This is a genomic window from Planotetraspora silvatica (assembly GCF_016863315.1).
Classification (GTDB): domain Bacteria; phylum Actinomycetota; class Actinomycetes; order Streptosporangiales; family Streptosporangiaceae; genus Planotetraspora; species Planotetraspora silvatica.
The window spans coordinates 516,985-541,034 of record NZ_BOOQ01000002.1 but is presented as its reverse complement, the minus strand read 5'-3'; the positions used below and the strand labels follow the sequence as shown (position 1 = coordinate 541,034).

Annotated in this window: 23 protein-coding genes; 10 read left to right on the top strand and 13 right to left on the bottom strand. The window is 69.1% G+C overall.

All coding sequences use genetic code 11. The features are described 5' to 3' along the window. Positions 1-14: 14 nt before the first annotated feature. The 3 genes from Psi02_RS02765 to Psi02_RS02755 all read right to left on the bottom strand — a co-directional run bounded on the left by Psi02_RS02765 (position 15) and on the right by Psi02_RS02755 (position 2,476). Positions 15-1,739, bottom strand: coding sequence for an urease subunit alpha (locus tag Psi02_RS02765; RefSeq protein WP_203971398.1), 1,725 nt, complete (start codon positions 1,737-1,739; stop codon positions 15-17). After that, positions 1,732-2,076: an urease subunit beta gene (locus Psi02_RS02760; protein ID WP_203971396.1), complete on the bottom strand. Its 345-nt coding sequence runs from the start codon at positions 2,074-2,076 to the stop codon at positions 1,732-1,734. Before Psi02_RS02760 ends, Psi02_RS02765 begins: the two co-directional genes overlap by 8 nt. Before the next feature lie 97 nt (positions 2,077-2,173). Continuing rightward, positions 2,174-2,476, bottom strand: a complete 303-nt coding sequence (locus Psi02_RS02755; RefSeq protein WP_203971386.1) for an urease subunit gamma — start codon at positions 2,474-2,476, stop codon at positions 2,174-2,176. Between the two features lie 309 nt (positions 2,477-2,785). On the opposite strand from Psi02_RS02755, the gene Psi02_RS02750 reads away from it, so the two are divergent. Together Psi02_RS02750 and Psi02_RS02745 are read left to right on the top strand one after the other, a co-directional pair. Then, complete coding sequence (locus Psi02_RS02750) at positions 2,786-3,160, top strand: hypothetical protein (RefSeq protein ID WP_203971384.1); 375 nt, start codon at positions 2,786-2,788, stop codon at positions 3,158-3,160. Next, positions 3,147-3,839 (top strand): ABC transporter ATP-binding protein, encoded by a 693-nt coding sequence (locus Psi02_RS02745; protein WP_203971382.1) that lies wholly within the window; start codon positions 3,147-3,149, stop codon positions 3,837-3,839. Before Psi02_RS02750 ends, Psi02_RS02745 begins: the two co-directional genes overlap by 14 nt. A 197-nt stretch (positions 3,840-4,036) precedes the next feature. Here Psi02_RS02745 and Psi02_RS02740 read toward each other — a convergent pair whose 3' ends face one another. Together Psi02_RS02740 and Psi02_RS02735 are read right to left on the bottom strand one after the other, a co-directional pair. Further along, complete coding sequence (locus Psi02_RS02740) at positions 4,037-5,020, bottom strand: GNAT family N-acetyltransferase (RefSeq protein WP_203971380.1); 984 nt, start codon at positions 5,018-5,020, stop codon at positions 4,037-4,039. A gap of 86 nt (positions 5,021-5,106) precedes the next feature. Continuing rightward, positions 5,107-5,352 (bottom strand): DUF2630 family protein, encoded by a 246-nt coding sequence (locus Psi02_RS02735; RefSeq protein ID WP_203971378.1) that lies wholly within the window; start codon positions 5,350-5,352, stop codon positions 5,107-5,109. Between the two features lie 345 nt (positions 5,353-5,697). Here Psi02_RS02735 and leuA point away from each other — a divergent pair, with 345 nt between their 5' ends. Next, a complete protein-coding gene (gene leuA, locus Psi02_RS02730) occupies positions 5,698-7,425 on the top strand; it encodes a 2-isopropylmalate synthase (protein ID WP_203971376.1) in 1,728 nt (575 codons plus the stop codon). A 501-nt stretch (positions 7,426-7,926) separates the two neighbouring features. Here leuA and Psi02_RS02725 read toward each other — a convergent pair. Continuing rightward, entirely contained in the window at positions 7,927-8,637 is a 711-nt protein-coding gene (locus Psi02_RS02725) for a TetR/AcrR family transcriptional regulator (protein ID WP_203971374.1), read from the bottom strand. A gap of 114 nt (positions 8,638-8,751) precedes the next feature. Here Psi02_RS02725 and Psi02_RS02720 point away from each other — a divergent pair, with 114 nt between their 5' ends. The 3 genes from Psi02_RS02720 to Psi02_RS02710 all read left to right on the top strand — a co-directional run bounded on the left by Psi02_RS02720 (position 8,752) and on the right by Psi02_RS02710 (position 11,142). Beyond that, positions 8,752-9,090, top strand: a complete 339-nt coding sequence (locus Psi02_RS02720; RefSeq protein ID WP_203971372.1) for a YrdB family protein — start codon at positions 8,752-8,754, stop codon at positions 9,088-9,090. A gap of 14 nt (positions 9,091-9,104) precedes the next feature. Then, complete coding sequence (locus Psi02_RS02715; protein ID WP_203971370.1) at positions 9,105-10,034, top strand: NAD-dependent epimerase/dehydratase family protein; 930 nt, start codon at positions 9,105-9,107, stop codon at positions 10,032-10,034. Between the two features lie 157 nt (positions 10,035-10,191). Continuing rightward, a complete protein-coding gene (locus Psi02_RS02710) occupies positions 10,192-11,142 on the top strand; it encodes a Gfo/Idh/MocA family protein (protein ID WP_239094548.1) in 951 nt (316 codons plus the stop codon). Between the two features lie 96 nt (positions 11,143-11,238). On the opposite strand, the gene Psi02_RS02705 is transcribed toward Psi02_RS02710, so the two are convergent. From Psi02_RS02705 to Psi02_RS02695, 3 genes are all read right to left on the bottom strand, one after another. Further along, positions 11,239-12,249 (bottom strand): acetamidase/formamidase family protein, encoded by a 1,011-nt coding sequence (locus Psi02_RS02705; protein WP_203971368.1) that lies wholly within the window; start codon positions 12,247-12,249, stop codon positions 11,239-11,241. Beyond that, complete coding sequence (locus tag Psi02_RS02700) at positions 12,246-13,670, bottom strand: APC family permease (protein WP_203971366.1); 1,425 nt, start codon at positions 13,668-13,670, stop codon at positions 12,246-12,248. The genes Psi02_RS02705 and Psi02_RS02700 overlap by 4 nt, the downstream gene beginning before the upstream one ends. Positions 13,671-13,818: 148 nt before the next feature. Continuing rightward, a complete protein-coding gene (locus tag Psi02_RS02695) occupies positions 13,819-14,913 on the bottom strand; it encodes a substrate-binding domain-containing protein (RefSeq protein WP_203971364.1) in 1,095 nt (364 codons plus the stop codon). A gap of 50 nt (positions 14,914-14,963) precedes the next feature. Between Psi02_RS02695 and Psi02_RS02690 the strand changes: the two genes are divergently transcribed. From Psi02_RS02690 to Psi02_RS02675, 4 genes are all read left to right on the top strand, one after another. Further along, entirely contained in the window at positions 14,964-15,458 is a 495-nt protein-coding gene (locus tag Psi02_RS02690; RefSeq protein WP_239094547.1) for a MarR family winged helix-turn-helix transcriptional regulator, read from the top strand. 82 nt (positions 15,459-15,540) lie between these two features. Next, positions 15,541-17,121: an alkaline phosphatase D family protein gene (locus Psi02_RS02685; protein ID WP_203971362.1), complete on the top strand. Its 1,581-nt coding sequence runs from the start codon at positions 15,541-15,543 to the stop codon at positions 17,119-17,121. A 1,105-nt stretch (positions 17,122-18,226) separates the two neighbouring features. Continuing rightward, a complete protein-coding gene (locus tag Psi02_RS02680) occupies positions 18,227-19,849 on the top strand; it encodes an HNH endonuclease signature motif containing protein (protein ID WP_203971360.1) in 1,623 nt (540 codons plus the stop codon). Between the two features lie 63 nt (positions 19,850-19,912). After that, positions 19,913-20,431, top strand: a complete 519-nt coding sequence (locus tag Psi02_RS02675) for a P-loop NTPase family protein (protein WP_203971358.1) — start codon at positions 19,913-19,915, stop codon at positions 20,429-20,431. Between the two features lie 103 nt (positions 20,432-20,534). On the opposite strand, the gene rocD is transcribed toward Psi02_RS02675, so the two are convergent. From rocD to Psi02_RS02655, 4 genes are all read right to left on the bottom strand, one after another. After that, the gene (gene rocD / locus Psi02_RS02670; RefSeq protein WP_203971356.1) at positions 20,535-21,812 is read right to left on the bottom strand and encodes an ornithine--oxo-acid transaminase; all 1,278 of its coding nucleotides are present in this window, start codon (positions 21,810-21,812) and stop codon (positions 20,535-20,537) included. Further along, positions 21,809-22,645: a dimethylargininase gene (ddaH, locus tag Psi02_RS02665; protein ID WP_239094546.1), complete on the bottom strand. Its 837-nt coding sequence runs from the start codon at positions 22,643-22,645 to the stop codon at positions 21,809-21,811. The genes rocD and ddaH overlap by 4 nt, the downstream gene beginning before the upstream one ends. A gap of 107 nt (positions 22,646-22,752) precedes the next feature. After that, entirely contained in the window at positions 22,753-23,202 is a 450-nt protein-coding gene (locus Psi02_RS02660; protein WP_203951179.1) for an Lrp/AsnC family transcriptional regulator, read from the bottom strand. A 109-nt stretch (positions 23,203-23,311) separates the two neighbouring features. Continuing rightward, on the bottom strand, positions 23,312-23,989 hold the full coding sequence (locus Psi02_RS02655; protein WP_203971354.1) for a TetR/AcrR family transcriptional regulator: 678 nt from the start codon (positions 23,987-23,989) through the stop codon (positions 23,312-23,314). Positions 23,990-24,050: the final 61 nt, after the last annotated feature.

Genomic DNA, 24,050 nt, shown 5'->3' with positions numbered 1-24,050 from the left:
AGCCCCCTGTCGGCTCAGAAGAGGAAGTAGAGCTGCGCCATCGGCAGCCGCTCGGCGGGGGCAGGCTCGATCGGCTCACCGTCGATGCGGACGGTGAACGTGTCGGCATCCACCTCGATCGCCGGCAGGGCGCCGTTGAGGGGCATGGAGTCCTTGTGCCGGCTCCGCACGTCGGCGACCGGCACCAGCCGGCGTCGTACGGCCAGGCGGTCGGCCAGCCCGTCCTCGATGGCCAGGGGCGCCACGAAGTGCAGGGACGTCGCGGCCGCCGTGGCCGGGGCCGCCCCGAACATCGGCCGGGGGAGGACCGGCTGCGGGGTCGGGATGGAGGCGTTCGCGTCGCCCATCTGGGCGTAGGCGATCACGCCGCCCTTGACGACCAGGTCGGGCTTCACACCGAAGAAGGCGGGGCTCCAGAGCACGAGATCCGCCAGCTTGCCGACCTCGACCGAGCCGACCTCGGCGTCCAGCCCATGGGCGATAGCCGGATTGATCGTATATTTCGCGATGTAGCGGCGAGCGCGGAGATTGTCCGCCGGATTGCCCGGTTCGCCGCCCAGTGTGCCACGCCGTGCCTTCATGACGTGCGCGGTCTGCCAGGTACGGATGATCGTCTCGCCGACCCGGCCCATCGCCTGCGAGTCCGAGCCGATCATGGAGATCGCGCCGATGTCGTGGAGCACGTCCTCGGCCGCCATCGTGGTGGGCCGGATGCGCGACTCGGCGAACGCCAGATCCTCGGGGATCGACGGGTTCAGGTGGTGGCAGACCATGAGCATGTCGAGATGCTCGTGGTGGGTGTTGACCGTGTGCGGCCGCGTGGGGTTGGTGGAGGAGGGCAGCACGTTGGCGTGGGAGGCGACCTTGATGATGTCCGGGGCGTGCCCGCCTCCCGCGCCCTCGGTGTGGTAGGCGTGGACGACCCGGCCGCCGATGGCCTTCAGCGTCGACTCGACGAACCCCGCCTCATTCAGGGTGTCCGTGTGGATGGCCACCTGCACGCCGGTGGCGTCGCAGACGCTCAGGCAGGCGTCGATCGCCGCCGGAGTGGTGCCCCAGTCCTCGTGCAGCTTGAACCCGGAGGCTCCGGCGCGCAGTTGTTCCAGCAGGCCCTCGGTGCTGACCGTGTTGCCCTTGCCGAGCAGTGCCACGTTGATCGGATACGAGTCCAGCGACTCCAGCATCCGGGCGAGGTACCACGTCCCGGTCACCGTGGTCGCCTTGGTGCCCTCGGCCGGACCGGTGCCGCCACCGATGATCGTGGTGATGCCGGAGGCGAGGGCCTCGTCGAGGATCTGCGGGGCGATGAGATGGACGTGGGAGTCCACGGCCCCGGCTGTGATGATCTTTCCGTTGCCCGCGAGGATCTCGGTCGACGGTCCGATGACCAGGCTGGGGTGCACGCCGTCCATCGTGTCGGGATTTCCCGCCTTGCCGATGGCGACGATCCGCCCGTCGCGCACGCCGATGTCGGCCTTGACGACGCCCCAGTGGTCGAGGATCACCGCCCCGGTGATCACGAGGTCGGGCGCGCCGTCGGCACGGGTCGTGCGGGCCTGGCCCATCGACTCGCGGATGACCTTGCCGCCGCCGAAGACCACCTCGTCGCCCGCCCCCGAAGGGCCCATCGACAGATCTTCCGTGACCTCGATGAACAGGTCGGTGTCGGCCAGCCTCACCCGATCGCCCGTGGTCGGGCCGTACAGGGCCGCGTAACGCGACCGCTCGATGTCAGGCACGGGCGCCGCCGTCCAGCGGGCCGGCCCACTCGGAGCGCAGCCCGGGAACGATGCGGTTCCCGGCGATCGGCACCAGCGTGACGTCGCGCTCGACGCCCGGCTCGAACCTGATCGCGGTGCCGGCGGGGACGTCCAGGCGCGTGCCCCACGCCGCCTGCCGGTCGAACTCCAGGCCCGGGTTGGCCGCCGCGAAGTGATAGTGGGAGCCGACCTGGATGGGCCGGTCGGCCGTGTTGACCACCCGGACGGTCACGCGTTCCCTGCCCGGGTTCAGCGGGACGGGCGCCTCGCCGTACACGATCTCGCCGGGTGTGCCGGGTGTGCTCGCGCCGCTCATCGGCCGCCTCCCTCTCCGTGCGGTACGGCTCTCGCCGGGCGACCCCGGCCTGTGGCGATGTGCCCCGCAACCGTGCCGCCGCGCGCGGCGCTCGTGCTCATGTGATCGGGTTGTGAACGGTGACGAGCTTGGTGCCGTCGGGGAACGTGGCCTCGATCTGGACGGAGTCGAGCATCTCGGGCACACCGTCCATGACGTCGTCGCGGCGGAGCACCTTGCGGCCCGCGTCCATGAGGTCGGCCACGCTCCTGCCGTCACGCGCACCCTCCAGCAGAAAGGACGCGATCATCGCGGTCGCCTCGGGGTGGTTGAGGCGCAGACCCCGTTCCTTACGGTCGCGGGCCACGCCGGCCGCGACGTGAATGAGCAGGCGTTCCTGTTCGTGTGGAGTGAGCCGCATGGCGGGACGATAGATAATCGCCGTTTCCCCCGCGTTACCTGTTCATTTCCAGCGTGTATCGAGTTCGGCGGGAGCGTCGGCTAATGAGTTGTTAACTTTCCGGAGGTTTTCGAGAAATCTCACGGTATCACCGTGGCCGTAGACGGGTCGGCGTGGGGGCCGTATCGGCAAGAAGGAGTAATTGCGCAATTCGGCCTGTCGGGGCGGAGTCGTCTGCCGCGATTCCGGCGATGGGGTTCGCCGGCTGTGCAGGAGAATCGTCCACCCCCCAAGGGCGGCATTGCAGTACGAAGGCCTGGAAGGCTCGCTGTGCGTTTCTCCTCAGGCCTGACCGAGCACCCGCAGATCATGCCCGGCCTCGACTATCTCAAGGAACAGGGAAATAGGAAACCGTTCCCGGTCGGTGGCGACCACGTGTTCCCCGGAACGGCCGGCGAAATCATCAAGACGAAATCGCCGAGGCCGGCCCGGATGCCGTTTTGCACACTCGGCGCCCTCTATATCGGTGTGCGTACATATGTGCCTATATATTCACGCGGATGGGTCCGCGGCGACTCCTGCGCAGCAGGTACGGACGGCTCCTGCTCGCCGTACGGGACGGTCGAGCGGGTCAGGCCGGATCCGCGGGTACAGGAGATTCATCTGGGACAAGCGCGCGAGGAGGCCGATGATGTTGTCCGTTGAGGGACTCGAGGCCGGGTACGGCGGGGCGCGGGTGCTCTCCGGGGTCTCCGTGGAGGTCGGCGACGGCCGGCTGACCTGCGTGATGGGCCGCAACGGCGTGGGCAAGACGACCCTGCTCAACACCATCATGGGGGTCGTCCCGGCGACGGGCGGATCGGTGACCTTCGAGGGCGGGCCGGTGACCGGCCTCAGGCCGGACGAGCGCGTACGGCTCGGCATGGGCTACGTGCCCCAGGGCCACGACGCCTTCCCCCAGCTCAGCGTGATGGGGAACCTGATGGTCACGCTGGAGGCCTCGCCGCACAAGGACGCGACGGCGGTCGACGACGCGCTGGAGGTCTTCCCCCGGCTCAAGCCGCTGCTGAAGAGGCCGGCCGGCTTCCTCTCGGGCGGGCGGCAGCGACAACTCGCGATGGCCAGAGCCCTGGTGACACGGCCCCGGCTGCTGATCCTGGACGAGCCGACCGAGGGCATCCAGCCGTCGATCATCATCGAGATCGAGGACGCGATCGAGCGGCTGCACGCCTCCGGGCTCGCCATGTTGCTCGTGGAGCAGTACCTCGACCTCGCGCTCCGCCTGGCCGACGACTTCGTGATCCTCGACGCCGGCAGGGTGGTCCGTTCCGGCACCGCGGAAGAGCTCAGGGGAGAGGACGTCCACCGCCTGCTCGCGGTCTGAATCGAAGCCCGGCCGATGCCGGCCGTACGGGGTCGTCGGTGGTTCGGGGCGTCGTCCGGGTTATGGTCGAAGGGAGGAAGCGATCGTATGCCTGAACGCCTTCGGCCTCGCCGGGACTGCTCGATCAAGAAGTCCTGTGGACCTGGCCTTGAGCATGGCCGATTCGCTTCCTCATCGCCGCCGGGCCGTGTCCGGGCTCAGATGTGCAACTGCCACTCGTTCCACACGTCGAGCACCTGGTAGCCCATCTTCTCGTTGATGGCGAGCATGTGACTGTTCGACGTCGAGTTCCACGTCACCACCCGCTCGACGGACGGCTCGCAGGCGTGGAACCAGGCGAGGTTGGCGAGTTTCAGGATGAGACCGAGCCGCCGGCCCCGATGGGGGCGCAGGACACTTGTGTCGTGCTGCCGGGCCCACCCCTCCGGCTCATGGGCGTCGACGGCGATCCGGGTGAATCCGGCGGGCTCGCCGGTCGCCGCGTGCCGCGCGACCATCGTGTACGCCCTGAGTCCCGCCGCTGCCATCACCTGATCGTTCGCCCGGACTCGGGCGGGATCCCAGCGCTGGTCCTCGATGTCCAGATCGCCGAGGGGCTCGTCGTTCATGCCGATCATGAGTGCCGCCATGTCGCCGAGTTGTTCTTCGCCCACCGGGCCGGCCCAGCGTTCGATCGAGTAGTCACGCGCGTGCCGTACCGCGTCGCCTCGCATGAGCTCGAAACCGGACCAGTCGGCCGTGCGCAGGTCGAGCACCCGCCGCGCCTCCGTTGTGGCGGGGGAGAAGCCGTGGGCCTTGGCGAACGGCGCGCCCGGCTGGTCGACGGCGGCCTCCGCGACGATCATCCGCCGCCCCTCGGCTCTGGCCCGGCCGATCGCGTGGGTGACCAGGGAACTGCCCACGCCGTTGCGCCGGTGGCCGGGATGGACGGCCAACGTGCGGATCAGCGCCAGATGCGTGTTGTCCGACTGCGGATAGAGGAGGGCGTACCCGCCGACGATCTCGCCCGCCAGACGGGCCACCCAGGCCTCGGTGCGCTCCTCGGACCAGCCGCGCTCGGTCATGACCCGGAAATGGCGCAACGACATTCCCGGCCCTCGCCTCAGATCGGCGCGGTAGACGGCGTAGAGGCCGGACATGCGATCGTCGGGGACGGCGAAGTCGAGGCGCTCGATCTGCATGCCATCAAGACAATCGCACCGCCGTCCGCGAGCGCGAGTGTTTTTCGGCTGGTGAGACGGCGGAGGACGTCGAGGCGGCTTGGGGTTTACTGCAGGTAGTTCTCGACCTCGCCGACCGGGCGGGCGGCGGCGTCGTCGGGGTCCTCGCCCACGCCGCGGCGGGCCCGGCGCTGGCGCAGCAGATCCCAGCAGCGGTCGAGCGACTCCTCGAGATCGCGAATCCTGGTGTGCTCGTCGTCGGAGTTCAGCTCACCTGCCGCCAGGCGGCGGCGCAGGGCGTGCTCCTCGTCGATGAGCTCACCGATCTGATCAAGGATCTCGTTGTCCTTCATGGCGCAACCCCCTTCGTTGTGAGTCACCCTAGCGTGCGAGGTAATCAGAACATTTGGGCGTATATAAATATCTCGCGGAGGCGGCTCTGTGAGCGGTGGGACGGGCGGGACGGACGAGGATGCGGGACCGGGGTCCCGGTCCGGACGGCGTGCGGATGTCTGCTAGTCTCGGCGGCATGCTGCGCGGGCTCCTTCTTATCCGCCGCGTCGAGGGCCTGTAAGAGGTCGGCTCCCTCGTCGCGGTGAGGCTCACGCGCGTCGGCCGTCAATGATCTCTCTCACTGGCGACGCCTCTCATCTGTTCGGGACTTCGTTTCCCGCGTCGCCGTGTGCCCGATGAGGAGCATGATGAATTCGCAGCAGCCCAGCCCCATGCCTTTCCACCGCTACACGCCGTTCGAGCCGATCCGGCTGACCGACCGCACCTGGCCGGACAAGGTCATCACCAAGGCGCCCCGGTGGTGCGCCGTCGACCTCCGTGACGGCAACCAGGCGCTGATCGACCCCATGGACGCCGACCGGAAGCTCAAGATGTTCGAGCTGCTGGTGCGAATGGGATACAAGGAGATCGAAGTCGGCTTCCCCGCCGCGTCGCAGACCGACTACGACTTCGTCCGCCAGATCATCGAAGAGGACCGCATCCCCTCCGATGTCGTCATCCAGGTCCTCACGCAGGCCAGGCCCGAGCTGATCGAGCGCACCTACGAGTCGCTGCGCGGGGCCCGGCAGGCCATCGTCCACCTGTACAACTCGACCTCGACGCTCCAGCGGCGGGTCGTCTTCGGCCAGGACAAGGACGGCATCACCGCCATCGCCGTCGAGGGCGCCAAGCTGTGCAAGAAGCTGGCCGCTCAGATGGACGGCACCGAGATCTTCTTCGAGTACTCGCCGGAGTCGTTCACCGGCACCGAGCTGGAGTACGCGGTCGAGGTCTGCAACGCCGTCAACGACGTCTGGCAGCCGACGCCCGACCGTAAGGTGATCATCAACCTGCCGGCGACCGTCGAGATGGCCACGCCCAACGTCTACGCGGACCAGATCGAGTGGATGAACCGCCACCTGGCCTACCGGGACTCCGTGGTGCTGTCCCTGCACCCGCACAACGACCGGGGCACGGCCGTCGCCGCCGCCGAGTTCGGGTACATGGCGGGAGCCGACCGCATCGAGGGCTGCCTGTTCGGCAACGGCGAGCGGACCGGCAACGTCTGCCTGGTCACGCTGGGGATGAACCTCTTCTCCCAGGGCATCGACCCTGAGGTCGACATCTCGGACATGGACGAGATCCGGCGCGTCGTCGAGTACTGCAACCAGCTGCCCGTCCACCCTCGCCACCCCTGGGGCGGCGAGCTCGTCTATACGGCCTTCTCCGGCTCCCACCAGGACGCCATCAAGAAGGGCTTCGACCATCTCGAGCGTGACGCGGCGGCCGCCGGAGTCCCGGTGGACGAGTTCACCTGGGCCGTGCCGTACCTGCCGATCGACCCCAAGGACATCGGCCGTTCGTACGAGGCCGTGATCCGCGTCAACAGCCAGTCGGGCAAGGGCGGCGTGGCTTACATCATGAAGGCCGACCACCAGCTCGACCTGCCCCGGCGACTGCAGATCGAGTTCTCCCGCGTCGTCCAGGCCCACACCGACGCCGAGGGCGGCGAGGTCACGGCGGCCGCGATGTGGGAGGCGTTCGCCGACGAGTACCTGCCCAACCCGGACAAGCCGTGGGGCCGTCTCGGCCTGCTGGCCCACCGCCACTCCTCGACGGTCGACGACAAGGACATGATCAGCGCCGACGTGCGGATCTCCGGTCAGATCCGCGAGATCGAGGGCGTCGGAAACGGCCCGATCTCGGCCTTCTGCGACGCGCTGGAGGGCGTGGGCGTCGAGGTGCGGGTGCTCGACTACACCGAGCACGCGATGAGCGCGGGCGCCGACGCGAAGGCCGCGTCCTACGTGGAGTGCGAGGTCATGGGGCCCGACGGCGCCGTCGTGCTGTGGGGAGTGGGCATCGACGCCAACACGACGACCGCCTCGCTCAAGGCCATCATCTCCGCAGCCAACCGCGCCACCCACCCCTGACCGCCCTCCTCCCGCGTGATCATGCACAGGTTCGGGATCATGGCCTTTGACCAGCCCGAACACCGGCCGTGATCATGCACAAGTTCGTGAGGGTGGGGCTTGACCAGCGCACACACCGTTCGTGATCATGCACGCGTTCGGAGATGTGTGCGCTGACCGGCACCGATGTCTGACGTGATCATGCACGCATTCGTGGAGATGCGCGCTGGCCGGCGCGGTTGGCGTTCGTGATCATGCAGCATGGGTGATTCGCGGAGACGAGCGCACGGCAGACGCGTGAGATGTGGTGACGGAGCGGTTGAAGGCGGCACCCCGTAATCGGGATGCCGCCTTCATTGCATGATCACGACTCTCGTTTAAGCAGGTGAGGCGGTGTGCCGCCGAATTCGTGCATGATCACGGCTTGTGTATGCGCAGGTGGGACGATGTCGCGCCGAAAGTGTGCATGATCACGAACGGTGAATGCGCCGGTCAGGGCGCGCCCCCCGAACCTGTGCATGATCACGCGCCGGGGGTGGGGGGTAGGCCGATCAGGTGGGCCAGGCACAGCATGTTGTGCTCGAAGAGCTCTCGCCGGTGGGTGATCACATTGTTGAACTGGCCGAACAACTCGAAGCTCACCATCCCGAACAGTCCGGTCCAGGCGACGATCCCGCGCGCCACCACGTCGTCCGAGACGCCGGGCATGACCTGTCGCACCGCTTCGGCGTCGGACGACAACACCTCGGGAGGTGCCGGGCACATGTCGGGCGGAGTCAGGCGGCCGGCCACGTGGGCCTCCGAGATGATCCGCCCGTAAACCACCGTGTACCGGGTGGCCGGTCCGATCGTGTCCTCGGGCGCCTGGTAGCCCGGCACCGGCGAGCCGTACAGCAGGGCGTGCTCGTGGGGGTGGTCCAGGGCCCAGGTCCGTACGGCATGGCAAACGGCCAGCCAGCGCCCGGTGAAGTCGTCCCGCGCGCATCCCGTGTCGGCGATCTCCACGGCCTCGCCGATGGCGTTGTATCCATCGATGATCAGTGCCGTCAGCAGATCGTCGCGGCTCGGGAAGTACCGGTAGATCGCCGACGAGACCATCCCCATGTCCCGCGCGACGGCGCGGAGCGACAGTCCTCCGGCTCCGTCCGTCGCCAGGTGGCGGCGCGCGATGTCGGTGATCTCCCGGATCAACTCCGCCCTGACCCGCTCTCTCGCGGTACGGCTCGCGTTCATGTCCGCAGGCTATCAGAGCAGTGAGAGAAAATGAGAGCACTGCTCTTGACGACCCGTGCTCTCAAGCGAGAGCATTGCTCTCATAACGAAGTGGTGAGCACGACGGAGGCGGAAATGGCCAAGGCAGCGAATGCCGCACTGATGTTCTTCCTGGAGCTGGGCGTCCTTTTCTCGGTCGGCCACTGGGGATTCACGGTGAGCGAGAGCCTGGCACTGCGTCTCCTGGCCGGCATCGGGGCGCCCGCCCTCTTCATCGCGGTGTGGGCGGTCTTCGGGGCCGCCAACAACCCGCCTGTTCCGCTCAAGGGCGCCGCGCGCGCCGTGCTGGAGATCCTCTGGTTCGGGGGAGGGGCCGCTGCTCTGGTCGCCTCCGGGCTGGTCACCGCCGGCGCCGTCTTCGCCGCCGTCTACATCGTCAACGCCGTGCTGCGGCTCGTCTGGCACCAGGTCTGAAGGAGAAGGTCATCATGGGGAAGCACGTCATCGTCGGGGCAGGACAGGTCGGCGGGCACGTCGCGGAGTCGCTGGCGGAGCAGGGCCACGAGGTGGTCGTCGTCACGCGGTCGGGCTCCGGCCCGAAGCATCGGGGGATCAGCCTGGTCGCCGGGCACGCCGCGGACGCGGCCGCGATGCGCCGTCTCTCGGAAGGGGCCGACGCGCTCTACAACTGCATGAACCCGAAGTACCACGAGTGGGTCCGGGACTGGCCGCCCGTCGCGACCGCGCTCCTGGAGGCCGCGGAGGCCTCCGGCGCCGTCCTGGCCACGATCGGCAACCTGTACGGCTACGGCCCCGTCGACGGCCCGATGACGGAGGACCTGCCGCTGGCGTCGACCGGCACCAAGGGCCGCGTGCGGGCCGAGATGTGGGCGCAGGCACTGGCCGCCCACCAGGCGGGTCGAGTGCGCGTCACCGAGGTCAGGGGCTCCGACTACTTCGGGCCGCGTTCGTCCGACCAGTCGTACCTGGGTGGGCGGTTCCTCGGGCCGGTTCTGGGCGGAAAGCCGGTGACGGTGCTGAGCGACCCGGACATCCCGCACAGCTGGACCTACATCCCCGACGTGTCCCGTGCGCTGATCGCCGCGGCGGCGGAGGAGAAGGCCTGGGGCCGTGCGTGGCACGTGCCGACGAACGCGCCCCTCACTCTGCGGGAGGTCGCCGAGAGCCTGTCGGCGCTCGCCGGAGCCCCCGCGCCGCGCCTGCGGCGCATCCCCGAGTGGGTCCTCAACGCCGCGGGACTCGCCGTCCCGATGCTCAAGGAGATGAGGGAGACCCGCTACCAGTTCGACCGGCCGTTCGTCCTCGACTCGTCGGCCTCGGAGGCCGTGCTCGGCCTCGCCCCCACGTCCACGGACGACGCGCTGAAGGCCACCATCGCCTGGTGGCGTGAGCAGTGATCACAGAACACCGCAAAGGTGAAGACTGTGACAGGGTGATCCGCGTGACTGAACGAGCGACAGAAGCACCGGACGACGCGGATCGGGAACGGCGGGCCGCCGACGCCCGCTACCGGCGCTCGCCCGCCAACCACACGCGGCTGACCGTGGACGACCGGTGACGTCGCCACAGGACGGCGCGAGCCGGCCCCCCATGCGGGTGGCGATGATCGGGCTCGGGGACATCGCGCAGAAGGCCTACCTCCCGGTGCTCGCGGCGACGCCGGGCATCGACCTCCTCCTCTGCACGCGGGACAGGCAGACGCTGGACCGGCTGGGAGACGCCTACCGCGTCCCCGCGAGGTGCACCTCGGTCGGCGAGGTCGTCGCCGCGGGCGTCGAGGCCGCGTTCGTCCACGCCGCGACGCCCGCCCATGTGGACATCGTGACGGCGTTGATCGAGGCGGGCGTCCACGTCTACGTGGACAAGCCGCTCGCGGACCGCCTCCCCGACGCGGACAGGCTCGTACGGCTGGCGGGGGAGCACCGGCGGTCACTCATGGTCGGGTTCAACCGGAGATACGCGCCGGGGTACGCCGCCCTGCGCGACCTGCCGCGTGACCTCGTGGTCATGCAGAAGAACCGCGCCGGCCAGGCGGACGACCCGCGCCGCGTCGTGTTCGACGACTTCATCCACGTGGTGGACACACTGCGCTTCCTCGCCCCCGGCGACGTCTCCGACGTGTCGATCGACGTCCGGGTCCGTGGCGGGCTGCTGGAGCACATCGTCCTCCATCTGCGCGGCGCCGCCGCGACCGGGGAATCGGGGAACGCGGACTTCACCGCGATCGGCATCATGAGCAGGGTCAGCGGCGCGAGCGAGGAGACCTGCGAGGTCCTCGGCGGCGGCGCCAAGCGCCGGGTCGTCAACCTGGCTGACGTGGTCGACTACTCGGGCACGGAGGCGGTCAGCCACCGGGGCGACTGGGTGCCGGTGGCCCGCCAGCGCGGCATCGAGCAGGCCTGTCGGGAATTCCTGTCGTCGGTGCGCGAAGGCCGCCTGATCACCGCCGACGACGCGCTGCGAACCCACGCCCTGTGCGAGGAGATCGTGGCCGCGGCGGGCTAGAAGGACACGGCCCACCCTCGTACGGCTGAGCGCCGACAAGGATGGGCCGTGTCCCCAGATGCCTCGATGCCCTGTGCCCCCGATGCCCCCGGGTGCTCAGCGGGAGGAGAGGTACTCCTCGCCGAGCGTCCGGAGACGACTGTGCGCCGCCCCGTAGATCTCGGGACCGCCGAGGTACGCCTTGGGCAGCTTGGCGACCATCGTGTAGTTGGTGTCGCACACGTTGCCCACGGGGGCCTCGCCGCCCTGGCTGACCAGCTGGTAGGCGTCCAGCTCGTCGAGGCCGGTGAGGGAGGACGCCCAGGTGACCAGGTCGTGCTGGCTGATGCGGTAGGCGTCCTCGAGCGGGCGGGCCGACCCCGTCGACATCAGATGGCCGTCGTCCTCCAGCCGCGGCCACGGCGTCGAGACGCCCTTGACGAGCTCGACGGCCACGACGGTGTTCATCGCGGCCTCGACCGCGGTGCCGCAGACCTCGCCGTGTCCCTGGCGGCAGTGGCCGTCCCCGATGGAGAACAGGCCGCCCTCCACGTTGACCCCGAGGTAGACCGTGACGCCCGCGCGCAGTTCCGGGGTGTCCATGTTGCCGCCGTGGGCGTCCGGGGTGATCGTCATCCGCGCCTCGGACGCGGCGGGCGCGACGCCCACCGTCCCGTGCATCGGGTCGAGCGGCATCTCCACGGTGAAGTCGCCCCTCCGCGCGTGGTAGCGGACGATCCGCTTCTCGGCGTCGACCTCGTAGAGCCACACGACCTCGTCGAGCGGCGGGTGCAACATCGCCGTGGTGTGCGTGGCCGTCAACGCGCCGAAGTGCGGGAACGTGGTCGAGACCGCCCAGTCGCGGGCCGGCTCGATGGAGACGAAGTGCAGCGCGAGGGTGTCGCCCGGCTCGGCGCCCTCCACGTGGAAGGGGCCGGTGACCGGGTTCAGGTACGGGAACTCGCACACCTTCGACGGAAGGTCGTCCAGCCCGCGGACCCGGCCGCCGAAGCAGTCCTCGGTGAACATTTCCACCACCGTGCCCGGGGTGATCCTCGCCACCGCCGGACGGCCGCCGAAGGTGTAGGACAGCTCCTCTGGCGCCGGCCGGTAGGAGAAGACGTTCACTCGCTGACCTCCGTGTTGATCGCGGAAAGGGTGGGACGCCGGCCCAGCAGGTAGGAGCCGACGAGGATGAGGACGCCGATGGCCAGCCAGATCAGGCCGACGGCCTGGGCGGCGATGTTGGCGTTGATCACGACGTAGAGCAGGATCAGGAATCCGATCGCAGGCGCGATGAGGTGGCGCAACCAGTCGCGGCTGCGCTGCCGTACGAGGTAGTGGACGACGACGGAGACGTGCAGCGCGAGGAAGGCGGTCATCGCGCCGAAGTTCACCAGCGTGGTGAGCAGGGAGATGCCGTCGTCGCGCGAGTTCATGTACAGGCCGAGGGCCAGCGACACCGCCGCCACGAGGAAGGTGGCGTTGACCGGCACCTTGCGCGTGGGGTGGATCTTGCCGAGGAAGCTCGGGAGTTGCTTGTCGCGGGCCATGGCGAACAGCAGGCGGGAGGTCGCGGCCTGGGCGACGAGGGAGTTGGCGAAACCCCACGCGATGGCGGTCGCGACGGCGGTGAGCACGCTCAGCCAGTGCCCGCCGGCGTATTCGGCGGTGTCGTAGAACGCCGAACCCGCCGGGTCGCCGTTCGCGATCAGGTCGGCGCGGTTCGGGACGAGCAGCGCCGCGACCCAGGTCTGCACGACGAACAGCACACCCGCGAGCGCGAGCGCGGCGATCATGGAGCGGCCGAGGCGGCGGGTGTTCTCCCGGCTTTCCTCGGCGAGCATCGAGATGCCGTCGAAGCCGAGGAACGAGAGCACCGCCACGGACACGGCTCCGAACACCAGCGACCAGGAGAACGTCGAGGAGTCGAACAGCGGGGTCAGCCCGCCGCCGTGACCCTTGCCCTGAGCGAGGGCGACGACGCCGATGACCAGGAAGATCGCGAGCACGATGAGCTCCGCCACCAGCATGATCTTGTTCAGCCGGGCGGTCATCTCGATGCCGAGGTAGTTGACCACCGTGTTGAGCACGATGAAGCCGATCAGCCACGCCCAGATCGGGATGGCGGGGACGAACGACGCCATCGCGGCGCTGGCGATCAGGTACAGCAGCGAGGGCACGAGCACGTAGTCGAGCAGGATGACCCAGCCGGCGAGGAAGCCGACCGGGGCGGCGATGCCGCGGCCCGCGTAGGTGTAGACCGAGCCCGCCATCGGGAAGGCCTTGGCCATCTCCGAATACGACAGGGCGGTGAAGGCCATCGCCACCATGCCGATGATGTAGACGAGCGCCACCATCCCGCCGGACGCCTGGAAGACGCTGCCGAAGATGCCGAACGGCGCGATCGGGACCATGAAGATCAGGCCGTAGATCAGCAGGTCGGTGAAGCTCAGTGAGCGCCGGAGTTCCTGCTTGTAGCCGAACTGCTCGACTCCGGCGGTGGGTGGTGATGCGGGCGATGGGGAGGCCTCAGAGGGAGAGGGCATTGACGGCTCCTTAACACGCGGGTACGGAGCCGTACGATAGAGCGAACCCTTTAAGACGAAAAGGTTTCGTTTGAAAGTTTTACGCGACGGACATAACGGCCCCAATGCGCCCGGCAGCGGCTCCCCACCGCGGGCGCACCGAGATGATCTAGGCGGACGTGACGAGAGAGAAGTCGAGCCCGTCTGCGCGGCCGACGTAAACGCGCTGCAGCACGTGGCGGTCGCGGAGGGTCAGCCGCCCGCGGCCCGTGGTGACGGTGACGCCGTCGGCCACCGCCTCGACGGCCGGCACGACCAGGGTGCCCGCCCGGCCCGCCAGGGCCGCCAGCATGAGGACCCCCTCGTAGCAGCCGTGCCCGTGCCCGTTGAGCGACGGGGCGTCCGGCCCGAACATCCGGGCGTAACGCTCGCCCAGGCCGAGGTTGGCGTCGGTGGAGAGGCTGCCGAAGTAGCCCATGGCGGCGTAGAGCTCGCCTGTGGTGTCGCCCCCGATGGCGAGCAGGCCATGCTCCTCCAGCGCCCCGCACAGGCGCGCGCAGCGCAGGCCGCTCGCCGCGAAGGCCCGGTTGAACGTGACCAGGTCGCTCCCGATGAGGTTGAGCAGCACCGCGTCGGGCCGTACCGCGGCGAGTTCCTCGATCAGCGCGTCCATCGCCGTCGTGCCGGAGGGGACGAGTCGTTCCCCGACGATCGTGGCGGACCGGGCACGCAGGTGACGCCGGGCCGACGCGTGCACCAGCCGGGGCCAGACGTAGTCGTTGCCGAGCAGGAACCACCGCCGGGCTCTCCGGTGCTCGACCAGCCAGTCGAGTCCCGGTCCCACCTGGAGGGACGCCGGCTCTCCGAGGAAGTACACCCCCGGTTTGCGCGCGCCTCCCTCGTAGGGCGGCGTGTAGACGAAGGGCGCCGAGCCCGACAGCGAACGCTCGACGGCGACCCGCACGTCACTGGCGTGCGTGCCGACGACCGCCTGCACGACACCCGCGCGCACCAGCCCGGCGACCTCACGGGCGACCTCCGCCGGTCGTCTTCCCCCGTCGACCAGCACCAGTTCCACCGGCCTGCCCAGCACCCCGCCCGCGGCGTTGACCTCGGCGGCGCCGAGCATCGCGCAGTTGATCGCGCACGGCCCGAGCAACCCGAGCACGCCGGAGACGGGCACCACCAGGCCGACGCGAAGCGTCTCGGCACGCAGCAGATGCGCTTCGAGGGGGTCGATGACCACCGTGACAGGATCGGCCACGTGCACGAGTATGGCGCTTGCGCGCTCGCGAACGAAGGGAGCCCTCTGTGGTGACGGCGGGACCCGACGGCGGGCGTGAGACCCCCCTTCCCCCGGTGCGTCCGGAGCCCCCTCCGGCGGCCACCGGGCTCGGTTCCTCGCTCGCCTACCTGCTGAGCCGGGCCGAGCGGAGCGTCAACCGGGCGCTCGCCGCCGCCCTCGCGTCCGAGGACGTGTCCGTCGAGCAGTGGCGCATCCTCCAGGCGCTCGCGGACGGGCGCGGGCATTCGATGGGCGACCTCGCCGAGGCCGCGCTGATGCCGCATCCCACCCTGACCAAGGCGGTCGATCGGCTCGTCGAGCGTGCCGTCGTCTACCGGGGACACGATCCCGCCGATCGCCGGAAGGTGGCGGTATTCCTGGCGGATCGGGGCAGTGACCTCCTGGGCCGTCTCGAGGCGGGGATCGCCGAGCACCACCGGGCGATCCTCGCGATGTACGGCACGGCCAGGACGGGAGAGCTCATGCGTGAACTGGAGGTTCTCGTGCGGTCACTGGAAGGCTGACCCGCGACGTCTCCTGTTCTTAACCCGATCCTCCGATCCCCTGAGACCCCCGATCCCCGATCCCCGATCCCGAGGAGGCTACGTGCCCGACTTGCTGGTGGGGCCGATGTTGCGCCACGTCGACGAGACGAGCGCCTCCATCTGGGTGGAGACGAGCGAGCCGTGTGAGGTCACCGTCGGACTGGGCGGCGGACGCAGCACGGAGCACACCTTCACCGTGCACGGCCATCACTACGCGATCGTCGACGCCGAGGGCGCGGGCGAGTACACCGTCGAGCTGGACGGACGGCCCGTGTGGCCGGTCGAGGGCTTCCCGCCGAGCCGGGTCCGCCCGCTCGCGGAGCTGGGCAGGGTCGTCTTCGGCTCCTGCCGTACGAGCGTCCCGCACGACGACGCGCACGAGAGCGTCCACGGCCCCGATGTGCTCAGGGAGTACGGCTTACGCCTGATGGCGGGGGAGGACCCGCCGAGCCTCCTGCTGTTCCTCGGCGACCAGGTCTACGCCGACGAGCCCTCGCCGGAGATGATCGACTTCATCCGGGCCCGCCGGAAGGACGGGCCGGACGAGATCGTCGACTTCGAGGAGTACGCCGAGCTGTACCGGCAGGCCTGGACCGACCCGGTGGTCCGCTGGGTGTTGTCCACCGTGCCCACAGCGATGATCTTCGATGACCACGACGTGCGCGACGACTGGAACACCTCCGACGTGTGGCGGCGCCAGATGGCCGTGGTGTCGTGGTGGCCGTCCCGGGTGGTGTCGGCGCTCGGCGCGTACTGGATCTACCAGCACCTCGGGAACCTCTCGCCGTCCGAGCGGAAGGCCGATCCCACGCTCGCGGCGATCCGGGCGGGCGACGACGACGGCGCGGTGATCCTCGACGCGTTCGCGAAGCGGGCCGACGAGGATCCCCCCTCGACGCGGTGGAGTTACGCGCGCGACATCGGCGGCACGCGCCTGATCATGCTGGACACGCGGTGCGCGAGGAGCCTCGATCCCGGGCGCCGCAGGATGATCGACGACGAGGAATGGTCCTGGTTCACCGATCTGGCCACGGGTGGCGTGGATCACCTGCTCATCGGTTCCTCCGTGCCGGTGTTCCTGCCGAGCGGCATCTTCGACGTGGAGAGCTGGAGCGAGGCCGTCGCCGACGGGGCGTGGGGGCGGCGCGCGGCCGTCTGGGGGGAGAAGGTCCGTCAGGGGCTCGACCTCGAGCACTGGGGCGCGTTCCGCAGGTCCTTCGACGACCTCGGCCGCCTGCTCGTCGACGTCGCCGCGGGCCGGCGCGGGCGGGCGCCCGCCACGATCGTGCTGCTCTCCGGTGACGTGCACTACTCGTATCTGGCGGCGGCGGGACCCGCGTCCGCCGACCTCGACGCGGCCCGCATCTACCAGGCGGTGTGCTCGCCGATCCGCAACCCGCTGAGCCGTACGCTGCGGTTGGCCAACGTGGTCGCCTCGTTCGGCGTCGCGGGTGTCGCGGGTGCCGTCCTGGCGCGCATGGTGCGGCTGCCCCGGCGCTCCTTCCGCTGGAAGATCACCGATGGCCCGTGGTTCCCCAACGCGCTGGCCGCTCTCGACCTCGAGGGCCGTTCGGCCGTCGTCCGCTGGTATGCGGCGCGTCCCGACTTCGGGGAGACGGTCCGGGTACGGCTGGCGCCGTGAGCCCGGCACGGGGGGACGGGGCGGCACGGGGAGGCTCTGCCTGCCGCCTTCGCCGGGGGCCGGCTGCGGACGGAGTGAAGGCTGCAGAGAGGCGCTGTACGGGGGCCGTTCGGCGACCCGCCTGACTGACCCGCCTGACCGACCCGCTGGCTGGCCCGCCTGGTCCGTCCTTGCCTGTCCTTGCTTGCCCGGGCTTGTCTTGCCGCGCTGTCCGGCTGACCCGCCTGGCCTGTCCTGGCCTCGCCATCTGCCGTATCCGAGCTGGCCGGCGGGCCGCGCCCCTTCCTTGTCCCGGTCCCGGTCCCGGTCTCGGGCTTGGTTGGCCGGTCTCCGCGGGGTTGCCTACTACGAGCGAACAGATAGAAATTCTGTTCGAAATTTGTAGTCGATCGGTTACGGAGTGTGAGATTATTCGTACAGGCTTTCGACTCAAATGGACGGGAGGGAGAGGGACGTGGTCAATTCACACGGGCGGCACGTCTCGGGTTCTTCTGGGGCCGATTCCGGTGTCGAGGAGATGCCGTGCGGCCCGAGGTGGTGGGCGGCGGTGGCGGCACAGGCCCAGACGTGGTCGTCCGACGGCAGTTCGGCCTTGAGTCGTCCGCCGTTGGAGGACGTGTGGCACGACTTCTCCGAGCCGAGGGCATCGCGGCCCTACTCGATTTTGCCGGATGCCGACTGGCCGGAATCACCCAGTGCGGAGTCACTCGACCCAGAGTCACCCCACCCTGAGTCGTCCAGCTCAGAGTCGTCCAGCTCAGAGTCGTCCAGCTCAGAGTCGTCCAGCTCAGAGTCGTCCAACGCGGGGTCGTCCAACGCGGGGTCGGCTGAAGCGGCGTCGCCCTCCTGGGGTTTGGGCCCCTGCGCAGCGCGGGCTTCCTCTTCGGACCCGGACCCGGACCCGGCTTCGGCCTCGGACCCGGGCCCGAGATCAGGCTCGGGTTCAGGTTCAGCGAGCAACGGAACGTCGACGTCGGGTTCAGCAGAAGCCGGTTCGGCCCGCTCGGATTCCGCTGGATCCGCTGATGGGCGCGACGCGCCCGACGCACCCGGCGCAGCCGGTTCGGTCGGCTCAGGTGGTGCGGCAGCCGAGTCGGATGTCTTGGTGGCCGCAATCGTCGAGACGGCCTCGGGATTGGCGCTTGCGGGGTTGCCGAGTTCGGTGGCGGGGTGTCTGGAGCAGGTTCAGGAGTTGGTGTTCGCGCGGGATCGGTTGATCTCGGCGATCGCAGCCCGGGTGGAGTGGGCGCATCGGGTGGGTGCGGCCAGGTCGCAGGGGCATGCCAGCACCCGGATGTGGTTGCGGGGCGGGTGTGGGACAAGTTCGGGGTCGGCGTCGCGGCTGGTTGTGTTGGCGACAGAGTTGGCTCGGTTGCCGGTGGTGCGGGTGCGGTTCGCTGAGGGGAGTTTGTCGGAGGGGCAGGTGAGTGCGATCTGCGCGGCGACGAGCGGGCTCACTGATGAGCAGGCAGGGATCGCTGAGCCGATCTTGGTGGGGCTGGCGGATCGGGCGAGCCCGGCCGAGGTGGCCAAGGCGGGCTGGTATTTGCGGGAACTGCTGGATCCCGGCCAGGCGGGCAAGGAGGGAGATGATGATTATGGGCGCCGGTTCTTGGTGGTCCGCCCGACCGGTTCTGGTGGGTTGGAGGGCGAGTTCCGGCTTCCTCGTGAGGCGGCGGCCCGGTTGCGGACATGGCTGGACGCCTATGCCAAGCCCAGGGTCGAGGGTGATGAGCGCCCGTTGCGGGTCCGCAATGCCGATGCGTTGATCGCGCTGTTGGAAAACAAGATCACTACTGAGCTACTCGTTCTGGTCAACGCCGAATCCCTCCCCAAAGACCACCCCGCCCGCAACGACGCAGATGAAGCCGGTGAAGGCGACCATGCCGACAAGGCCACCGTCGGGCATCCGGGGCGCGAGCCCGAATTCGACGAAGGCGACAGCCGGCATACGAGCGACCAGATCACGCCCAACCAGATCACGCCCGACCAGCTCGCAAACGGGCAGACCGTAAGCGGGCAGACTGACGGCGCCCATCACAGGGCTGGTCAGACCGCGGGCAGACAGGACACGAGAAGCCGTCACACGGCTGGGCAGGCCGCAGGCGGACAGGCCATGTATGGCCGTCAGGCGGCGGGACACGCTGCGGATGCTCAGGCCAGAGCTGCTCAGACCGCACGCGGTCAGACCGATCCCAGCGGACCTTGGGGGAGTGTGCCCGGCCGGCCCGGGCTGGGGTGGACGGTGCCGGGATTGTTGCTGGCCACCGGCCAACTCCTGTCCCAGGACGACATCAACCGGCTGGCACGCACCTCCTCGCTGGTCCGGATGGTGATGGACGCCGATGGACAGGTCCTGGACATGGGCCGTGCGGTACGGCTGGCCACCGGAGCCCAGAGAAGAGCGGTCTACGCCCGCTACGCCACCTGCTGGATCGACGGCTGCCCCCTCCCCGCGACCCTGTGCCAGATCGACCACGCCGACAACTGGGTCGACGGCGGCATGACCGACCTGCGCCTGCTCGGACCGGCCTGCCAGTTCCACGACCGCGACCGCTACCGCCACCCCGACCGCTACCAACGCCGCCGCGAAGGCAAAGACCGCTGGGCCTACACCTACACCGGCCGGCGCTACACCACCCGTAGATCGCCTTCCTCGCGTGCGAGCAGATCACGCGACACTCAAGACAGCGCATCAGCGGGTGGGAGGGGGCCGAACGCACCATGACCGGACCGTCGGGCAACGACGCTTCAGGCAGCCCTGACGACTCGTCGACTATCGTGAAGCGCCATGCAGCAGATGCGCCGGGTGGCCGTCGTGGGCTGCGGCGGCAGCGGCAAGTCATACGTCGCACGCGAACTGGGCCGGCTGCTCGGCGCACCGGTGACTCACCTGGACGGCATCTTCTTCGACGACGAGTGGAATTCGCTGCCTCCCGGGAAATTCGAAGCGGCCCAGCGCGAAGTCGTGGCCGCACGGAGCTGGGTGGTCGACGGGAACTACAACTCCACACTCCGGGTACGGCTGGATGCCTGCGACACCGTGGTCTTCATGGATGTGCCGACCTGGGCGGCCCTGTGGGGGATCGTCTCCCGGCAGTTCCGGCATGGCGCCGGCCAGCACTCCGCGGGGGTCTACAACCGCATCAACGTGGCCGTGCTGCGCTACGTGGCGACCTACCGGCGCCGGATGCGCCCACAGGTCCTCACCAAGATCCACGAGCATGGTGGACACGCCACGGTGATTCGCTTGACCAGCCGCCGCCGCACCCGGCGCTGGCTGGAGCAGGTCGCCGCTCAGCGCACCTGACCCGGCGGCCCGGCCTTCACACCGGCGCGCGACCGCCCCCGTCGGGCCCATGCCGACGAGGGCGGTCGCACGTCACCCGTAACTGGGTCCGCCTGCCAGTGATCTAGCGACTCGCGAACTCGGACAGCACGGCGGCGAGCTGGTCGACGGCCCAGCCGAGGTCCTCTTCCGTGACGACGATGGGTGGGGCGAGCCGGATCGTGGAGCCATGGGTGTCCTTGGCGAGCACGCCCCGGCGCATGAGCGCCTCGCTGACCTCGCGGCCGGTGGCGAGAGAGGGGTCGATGTCGACACCCGCCCACAGCCCGCGACCGCGCACGGCCAGCACGGGTGTGCGTCCGTCCGCATCCGGGGCGATCAGCTCACGCAGCCGCGTGTGGAGGAACGCACCGAGATCACGTGCCCTGGTCTGGTACACCCCGGTGTTCAACAGCGTGATGACGGCGTTGCCGACCGCGCATGCCAGGGGGTTGCCGCCGAACGTCGAGCCGTGCTGACCCGGCTTGAGCACTCCCAGGATGTCGGCGTTCGCCGCGACCGCGGAGACGGGGACGACGCCGCCCCCCAGCGCCTTCCCGAGGACGTACATGTCCGGGACGACCCCTTCGTGGTCGCAGGCGAAGGTGTCGCCTGTACGGCCGAGGCCCGACTGGATCTCGTCGGCGATGAACAGGACGTCGTTCTCCGAGCAGATCTCGCGGACCGCCGTCAGGTAGCCGTCCGGCGGCACGAGCACGCCTGCCTCACCCTGGATGGGCTCGATGAGGACGGCCACCGTGTTCTCGTCGACGGCCTCCCTGATCGCTTCGGCCGAGCCGTACTTCACGATCCGGAAGCCGGGCGTGAAGGGGCCGAAACCGCCCCGCGCGTCCGGGTCGGTGGAGAAGCCGACGATCGTCGTCGTACGGCCGTGGAAGTTGTCCTCCATGACGATGATGTTCGCCTGGTCGGCGGGTACGCCCTTGACCTCGTAGCCCCACTTGCGGGCGACCTTGATCGCGGTCTCCACGGCCTCGGCGCCGGTGTTCATGGGCAGGACCATGTCCTTGCCGCACAGGTCGGCGAGGCCGGAGACGAACGTCGCGAACTGGTCGTGCAGGAAGGCCCGGCTGGTGAGCGTCAGCCGGTCGAGCTGCTCACGGGCGGCGGCGATGATCGCCGGGTTGCCGTGGCCGAAGTTCAGCGACGAGTAGCCGGCGAGGCAGTCGAGATAACGCTTCCCGTCCACGTCGGTCACCCAGGCGCCCTCCGCCGACCGGATGACGACGGGCAGCGGGTGGTAGTTGTGCGCACTGCGGCTCTCGCCGAGCCGGATGAGGTCCTCGGTGCTCAGGGGCACATTCGACGGCACGTTCGACGGCGCATTCGTCGGGGCGTTCATCGGCGGATCTCCAGGGTGCAGCACTTCGGGCCGCCGCCGGCCTTGCGCAGCTCGCTCAGGTCGACGGGGACGACTTCGTAACCCCGGGTCTCGAGTTCCAGCGACAGCTCCTTGGCCTCTGCGTTCACGACGATGTGCCGTCCGTCGCTGACCGCGTTGAGACCGAGGACCTCCGCGTCGGCGGCCGTGGCGATGACGGCGTCGGGGAACAATCGCTGGAGCACCTTCTGGCTGCCCGAGGAGAACGCCTCGGGGTAGTAGGCCACGTTGTGTCCGTCGAGGGGGAACAGCGCCGTGTCGAGGTGGTAGAACCGCGGGTCGACCAGCCGGAGCGTGACCACCGGGCGGCCGAGGAACTCTTGGGCCTCCATGTGCGCGGCCACGTCGGTGCGGAAGCCGGTCCCCGCCAAGATCATCTCGTCGAGCGTCAGATAGTCGCCCTCACCCTCGTTGGTGAACGACGCTTCCATCGTCTCGTAGCCGCGGTCCGCGAACCACCGCAGGTAGGCGGGACCTTCCGCCGCCCGCTCCGGGTGGGTGAACCGGGCGCCGTAGACGCGTCCGTCGACGACCAGGGCCCCGTTGGCGGCGAACACCATGTCGGGCAGGCCCGCGATCGGGTCGATCAGGCTGACCGTGTGCCCCAGGCTCTCGTAGGCCTCCCGGAGGCCCTCCCACTGCCGGACGGCGGTCGCGGTGTCGGCCCCCGCCAGGGGGTCCATCCACGGGTTGATGGCGTACGAGACGGCGAAGAACTCGGGTCGGCACATCAGGTAGTGCCGTGCCGTACCGGCTCGTTCACTACGCGTCGTCACGGCCAAAGGTGTGGTCATTCAGGACTCCATGCGGAAAACCGGTCAGCGGTCCCCTTAGCGTAAGAACGCCGAAAGACCAGGCCAATCGGTGCGCGTTGCGCCTTGGCGTGGATTGGTTGCGTCCTTCAGCCTGTTTGCGGTGATCCGTTAACCAGCCGGGAAAGCACGATGGCGCTCTTGGTCCGCACGACGAACGGCTCGGCGGCCAGGCGCTCGATGATGCGTTCCACGTCCCGCACATCGGTCGCGCGGATGTGCAGAAGGGCGTCGGCCTCGCCGGTCACGGTGCAGGCCGAGATGACCTCCGGATGCACGGCGACAGCGGCCCCGATCTCGGCGGGAGAGGTCTTCCCCCGGCAGAACAGTTCGACGTAGGCCTCGGTCGTCCAGCCGAGGGCCGACGGCTCGATCCTCGCGCTGAATCCCGTGATCGCGCCGGTGGCGACGAGCCGGTCGACCCGCCGCTTGACCGCCGGAGCGGACAACCCAACTTGAGCGCCTATTTCGGCATATGTAGAACGGGCATCCTCGACCAGGGCCCGGATGATGGTGCGATCCAGCTCGTCCAACTTCACGTGGACCTGTATACCGGGCGCCGAGCCCGGCACGGCGCCCGCGTGGGTCCCCGATTCCCGTGTCCTGATTTCTACGTCCTGTCCCGTGCTCGCGGCCGTGGGGTACGGCTCAGGTCTGGACCCGGTCGGTGACGACCGGGGTGCCGGTATCGGCCTGTCGCCGGGCGTAGTCGCCCACGCCGTACTCCAGTTGGTCGAAGGCCAGTGTGGCGTCCAGCCGGATGCCCTCCACGACCCGGTCCATGTCCTCGCCGGCCATCCGCCGGATCGTGAAACGCCTGGTCAGGGTACGGAGGACGGAATTCATCTGGGCCGCCACCAGCCACGGAGTGAGGTCGTCCGGGTCGGCGTCCACCGCGTCGGCGAGCGCCCGGGCGAACTGCTCCTCCCGGTTGTAGTCCAGCACGGTGAGGCGCGCGGACAGGGACTGGCTCTCCCGGACCCGCCGCGCGAACAGGTCGCTGCCCTCGTGGATCCCGTATCGCCAGTCGCCGGTGTCGAGCGCGTCGAAGAAGTCACGCCGTACGGCCTGGACCGCCGACTCTCCGGGGCGCCGCTCCTCGATGACCCGTCTCGGCAGGCTCTCGACCTCGTCGCTGCGGTCGAGGAACAGGTCCTCCTTCGTCTGGAAGTAGTTGAAGACGGTGTTCACGGACACGTCCGCGGCCCTGGCCACCTCGGCGACCGTGACGTTGTCGAACCCGCGCTGCAGGAACAGGCCCATGGCGATGTCGGCGATCCGCTGGCGGGTCTCCCGCTTCTTCCGCTCTCGCAGTCCCTCTTCCATGAGGCGGATTCTAGTAGACGACGCAATTTTTAAGTGACTCCAAAATTGATGTTACTCTAAG

Coding starts and splice junctions, on each gene's coding strand:
- ddaH (WP_239094546.1), bottom strand. CDS start 22,645: ATGACCACACCTTTGGCCGTGACGACGCGTAGTGAACGAGCCGGTACG.
- Psi02_RS02760 (WP_203971396.1), bottom strand. CDS start 2,076: ATGAGCGGCGCGAGCACACCCGGCACACCCGGCGAGATCGTGTACGGC.
- Psi02_RS02715 (WP_203971370.1), top strand. CDS start 9,105: ATGGGGAAGCACGTCATCGTCGGGGCAGGACAGGTCGGCGGGCACGTC.
- leuA (WP_203971376.1), top strand. CDS start 5,698: ATGATGAATTCGCAGCAGCCCAGCCCCATGCCTTTCCACCGCTACACG.
- Psi02_RS02740 (WP_203971380.1), bottom strand. CDS start 5,020: ATGCAGATCGAGCGCCTCGACTTCGCCGTCCCCGACGATCGCATGTCC.
- Psi02_RS02720 (WP_203971372.1), top strand. CDS start 8,752: ATGGCCAAGGCAGCGAATGCCGCACTGATGTTCTTCCTGGAGCTGGGC.
- Psi02_RS02755 (WP_203971386.1), bottom strand. CDS start 2,476: ATGCGGCTCACTCCACACGAACAGGAACGCCTGCTCATTCACGTCGCG.
- Psi02_RS02745 (WP_203971382.1), top strand. CDS start 3,147: ATGTTGTCCGTTGAGGGACTCGAGGCCGGGTACGGCGGGGCGCGGGTG.
- Psi02_RS02735 (WP_203971378.1), bottom strand. CDS start 5,352: ATGAAGGACAACGAGATCCTTGATCAGATCGGTGAGCTCATCGACGAG.
- rocD (WP_203971356.1), bottom strand. CDS start 21,812: ATGAACGCCCCGACGAATGCGCCGTCGAACGTGCCGTCGAATGTGCCC.
- Psi02_RS02700 (WP_203971366.1), bottom strand. CDS start 13,670: ATGCCCTCTCCCTCTGAGGCCTCCCCATCGCCCGCATCACCACCCACC.
- Psi02_RS02655 (WP_203971354.1), bottom strand. CDS start 23,989: ATGGAAGAGGGACTGCGAGAGCGGAAGAAGCGGGAGACCCGCCAGCGG.
- Psi02_RS02675 (WP_203971358.1), top strand. CDS start 19,913: ATGCAGCAGATGCGCCGGGTGGCCGTCGTGGGCTGCGGCGGCAGCGGC.
- Psi02_RS02725 (WP_203971374.1), bottom strand. CDS start 8,637: ATGAACGCGAGCCGTACCGCGAGAGAGCGGGTCAGGGCGGAGTTGATC.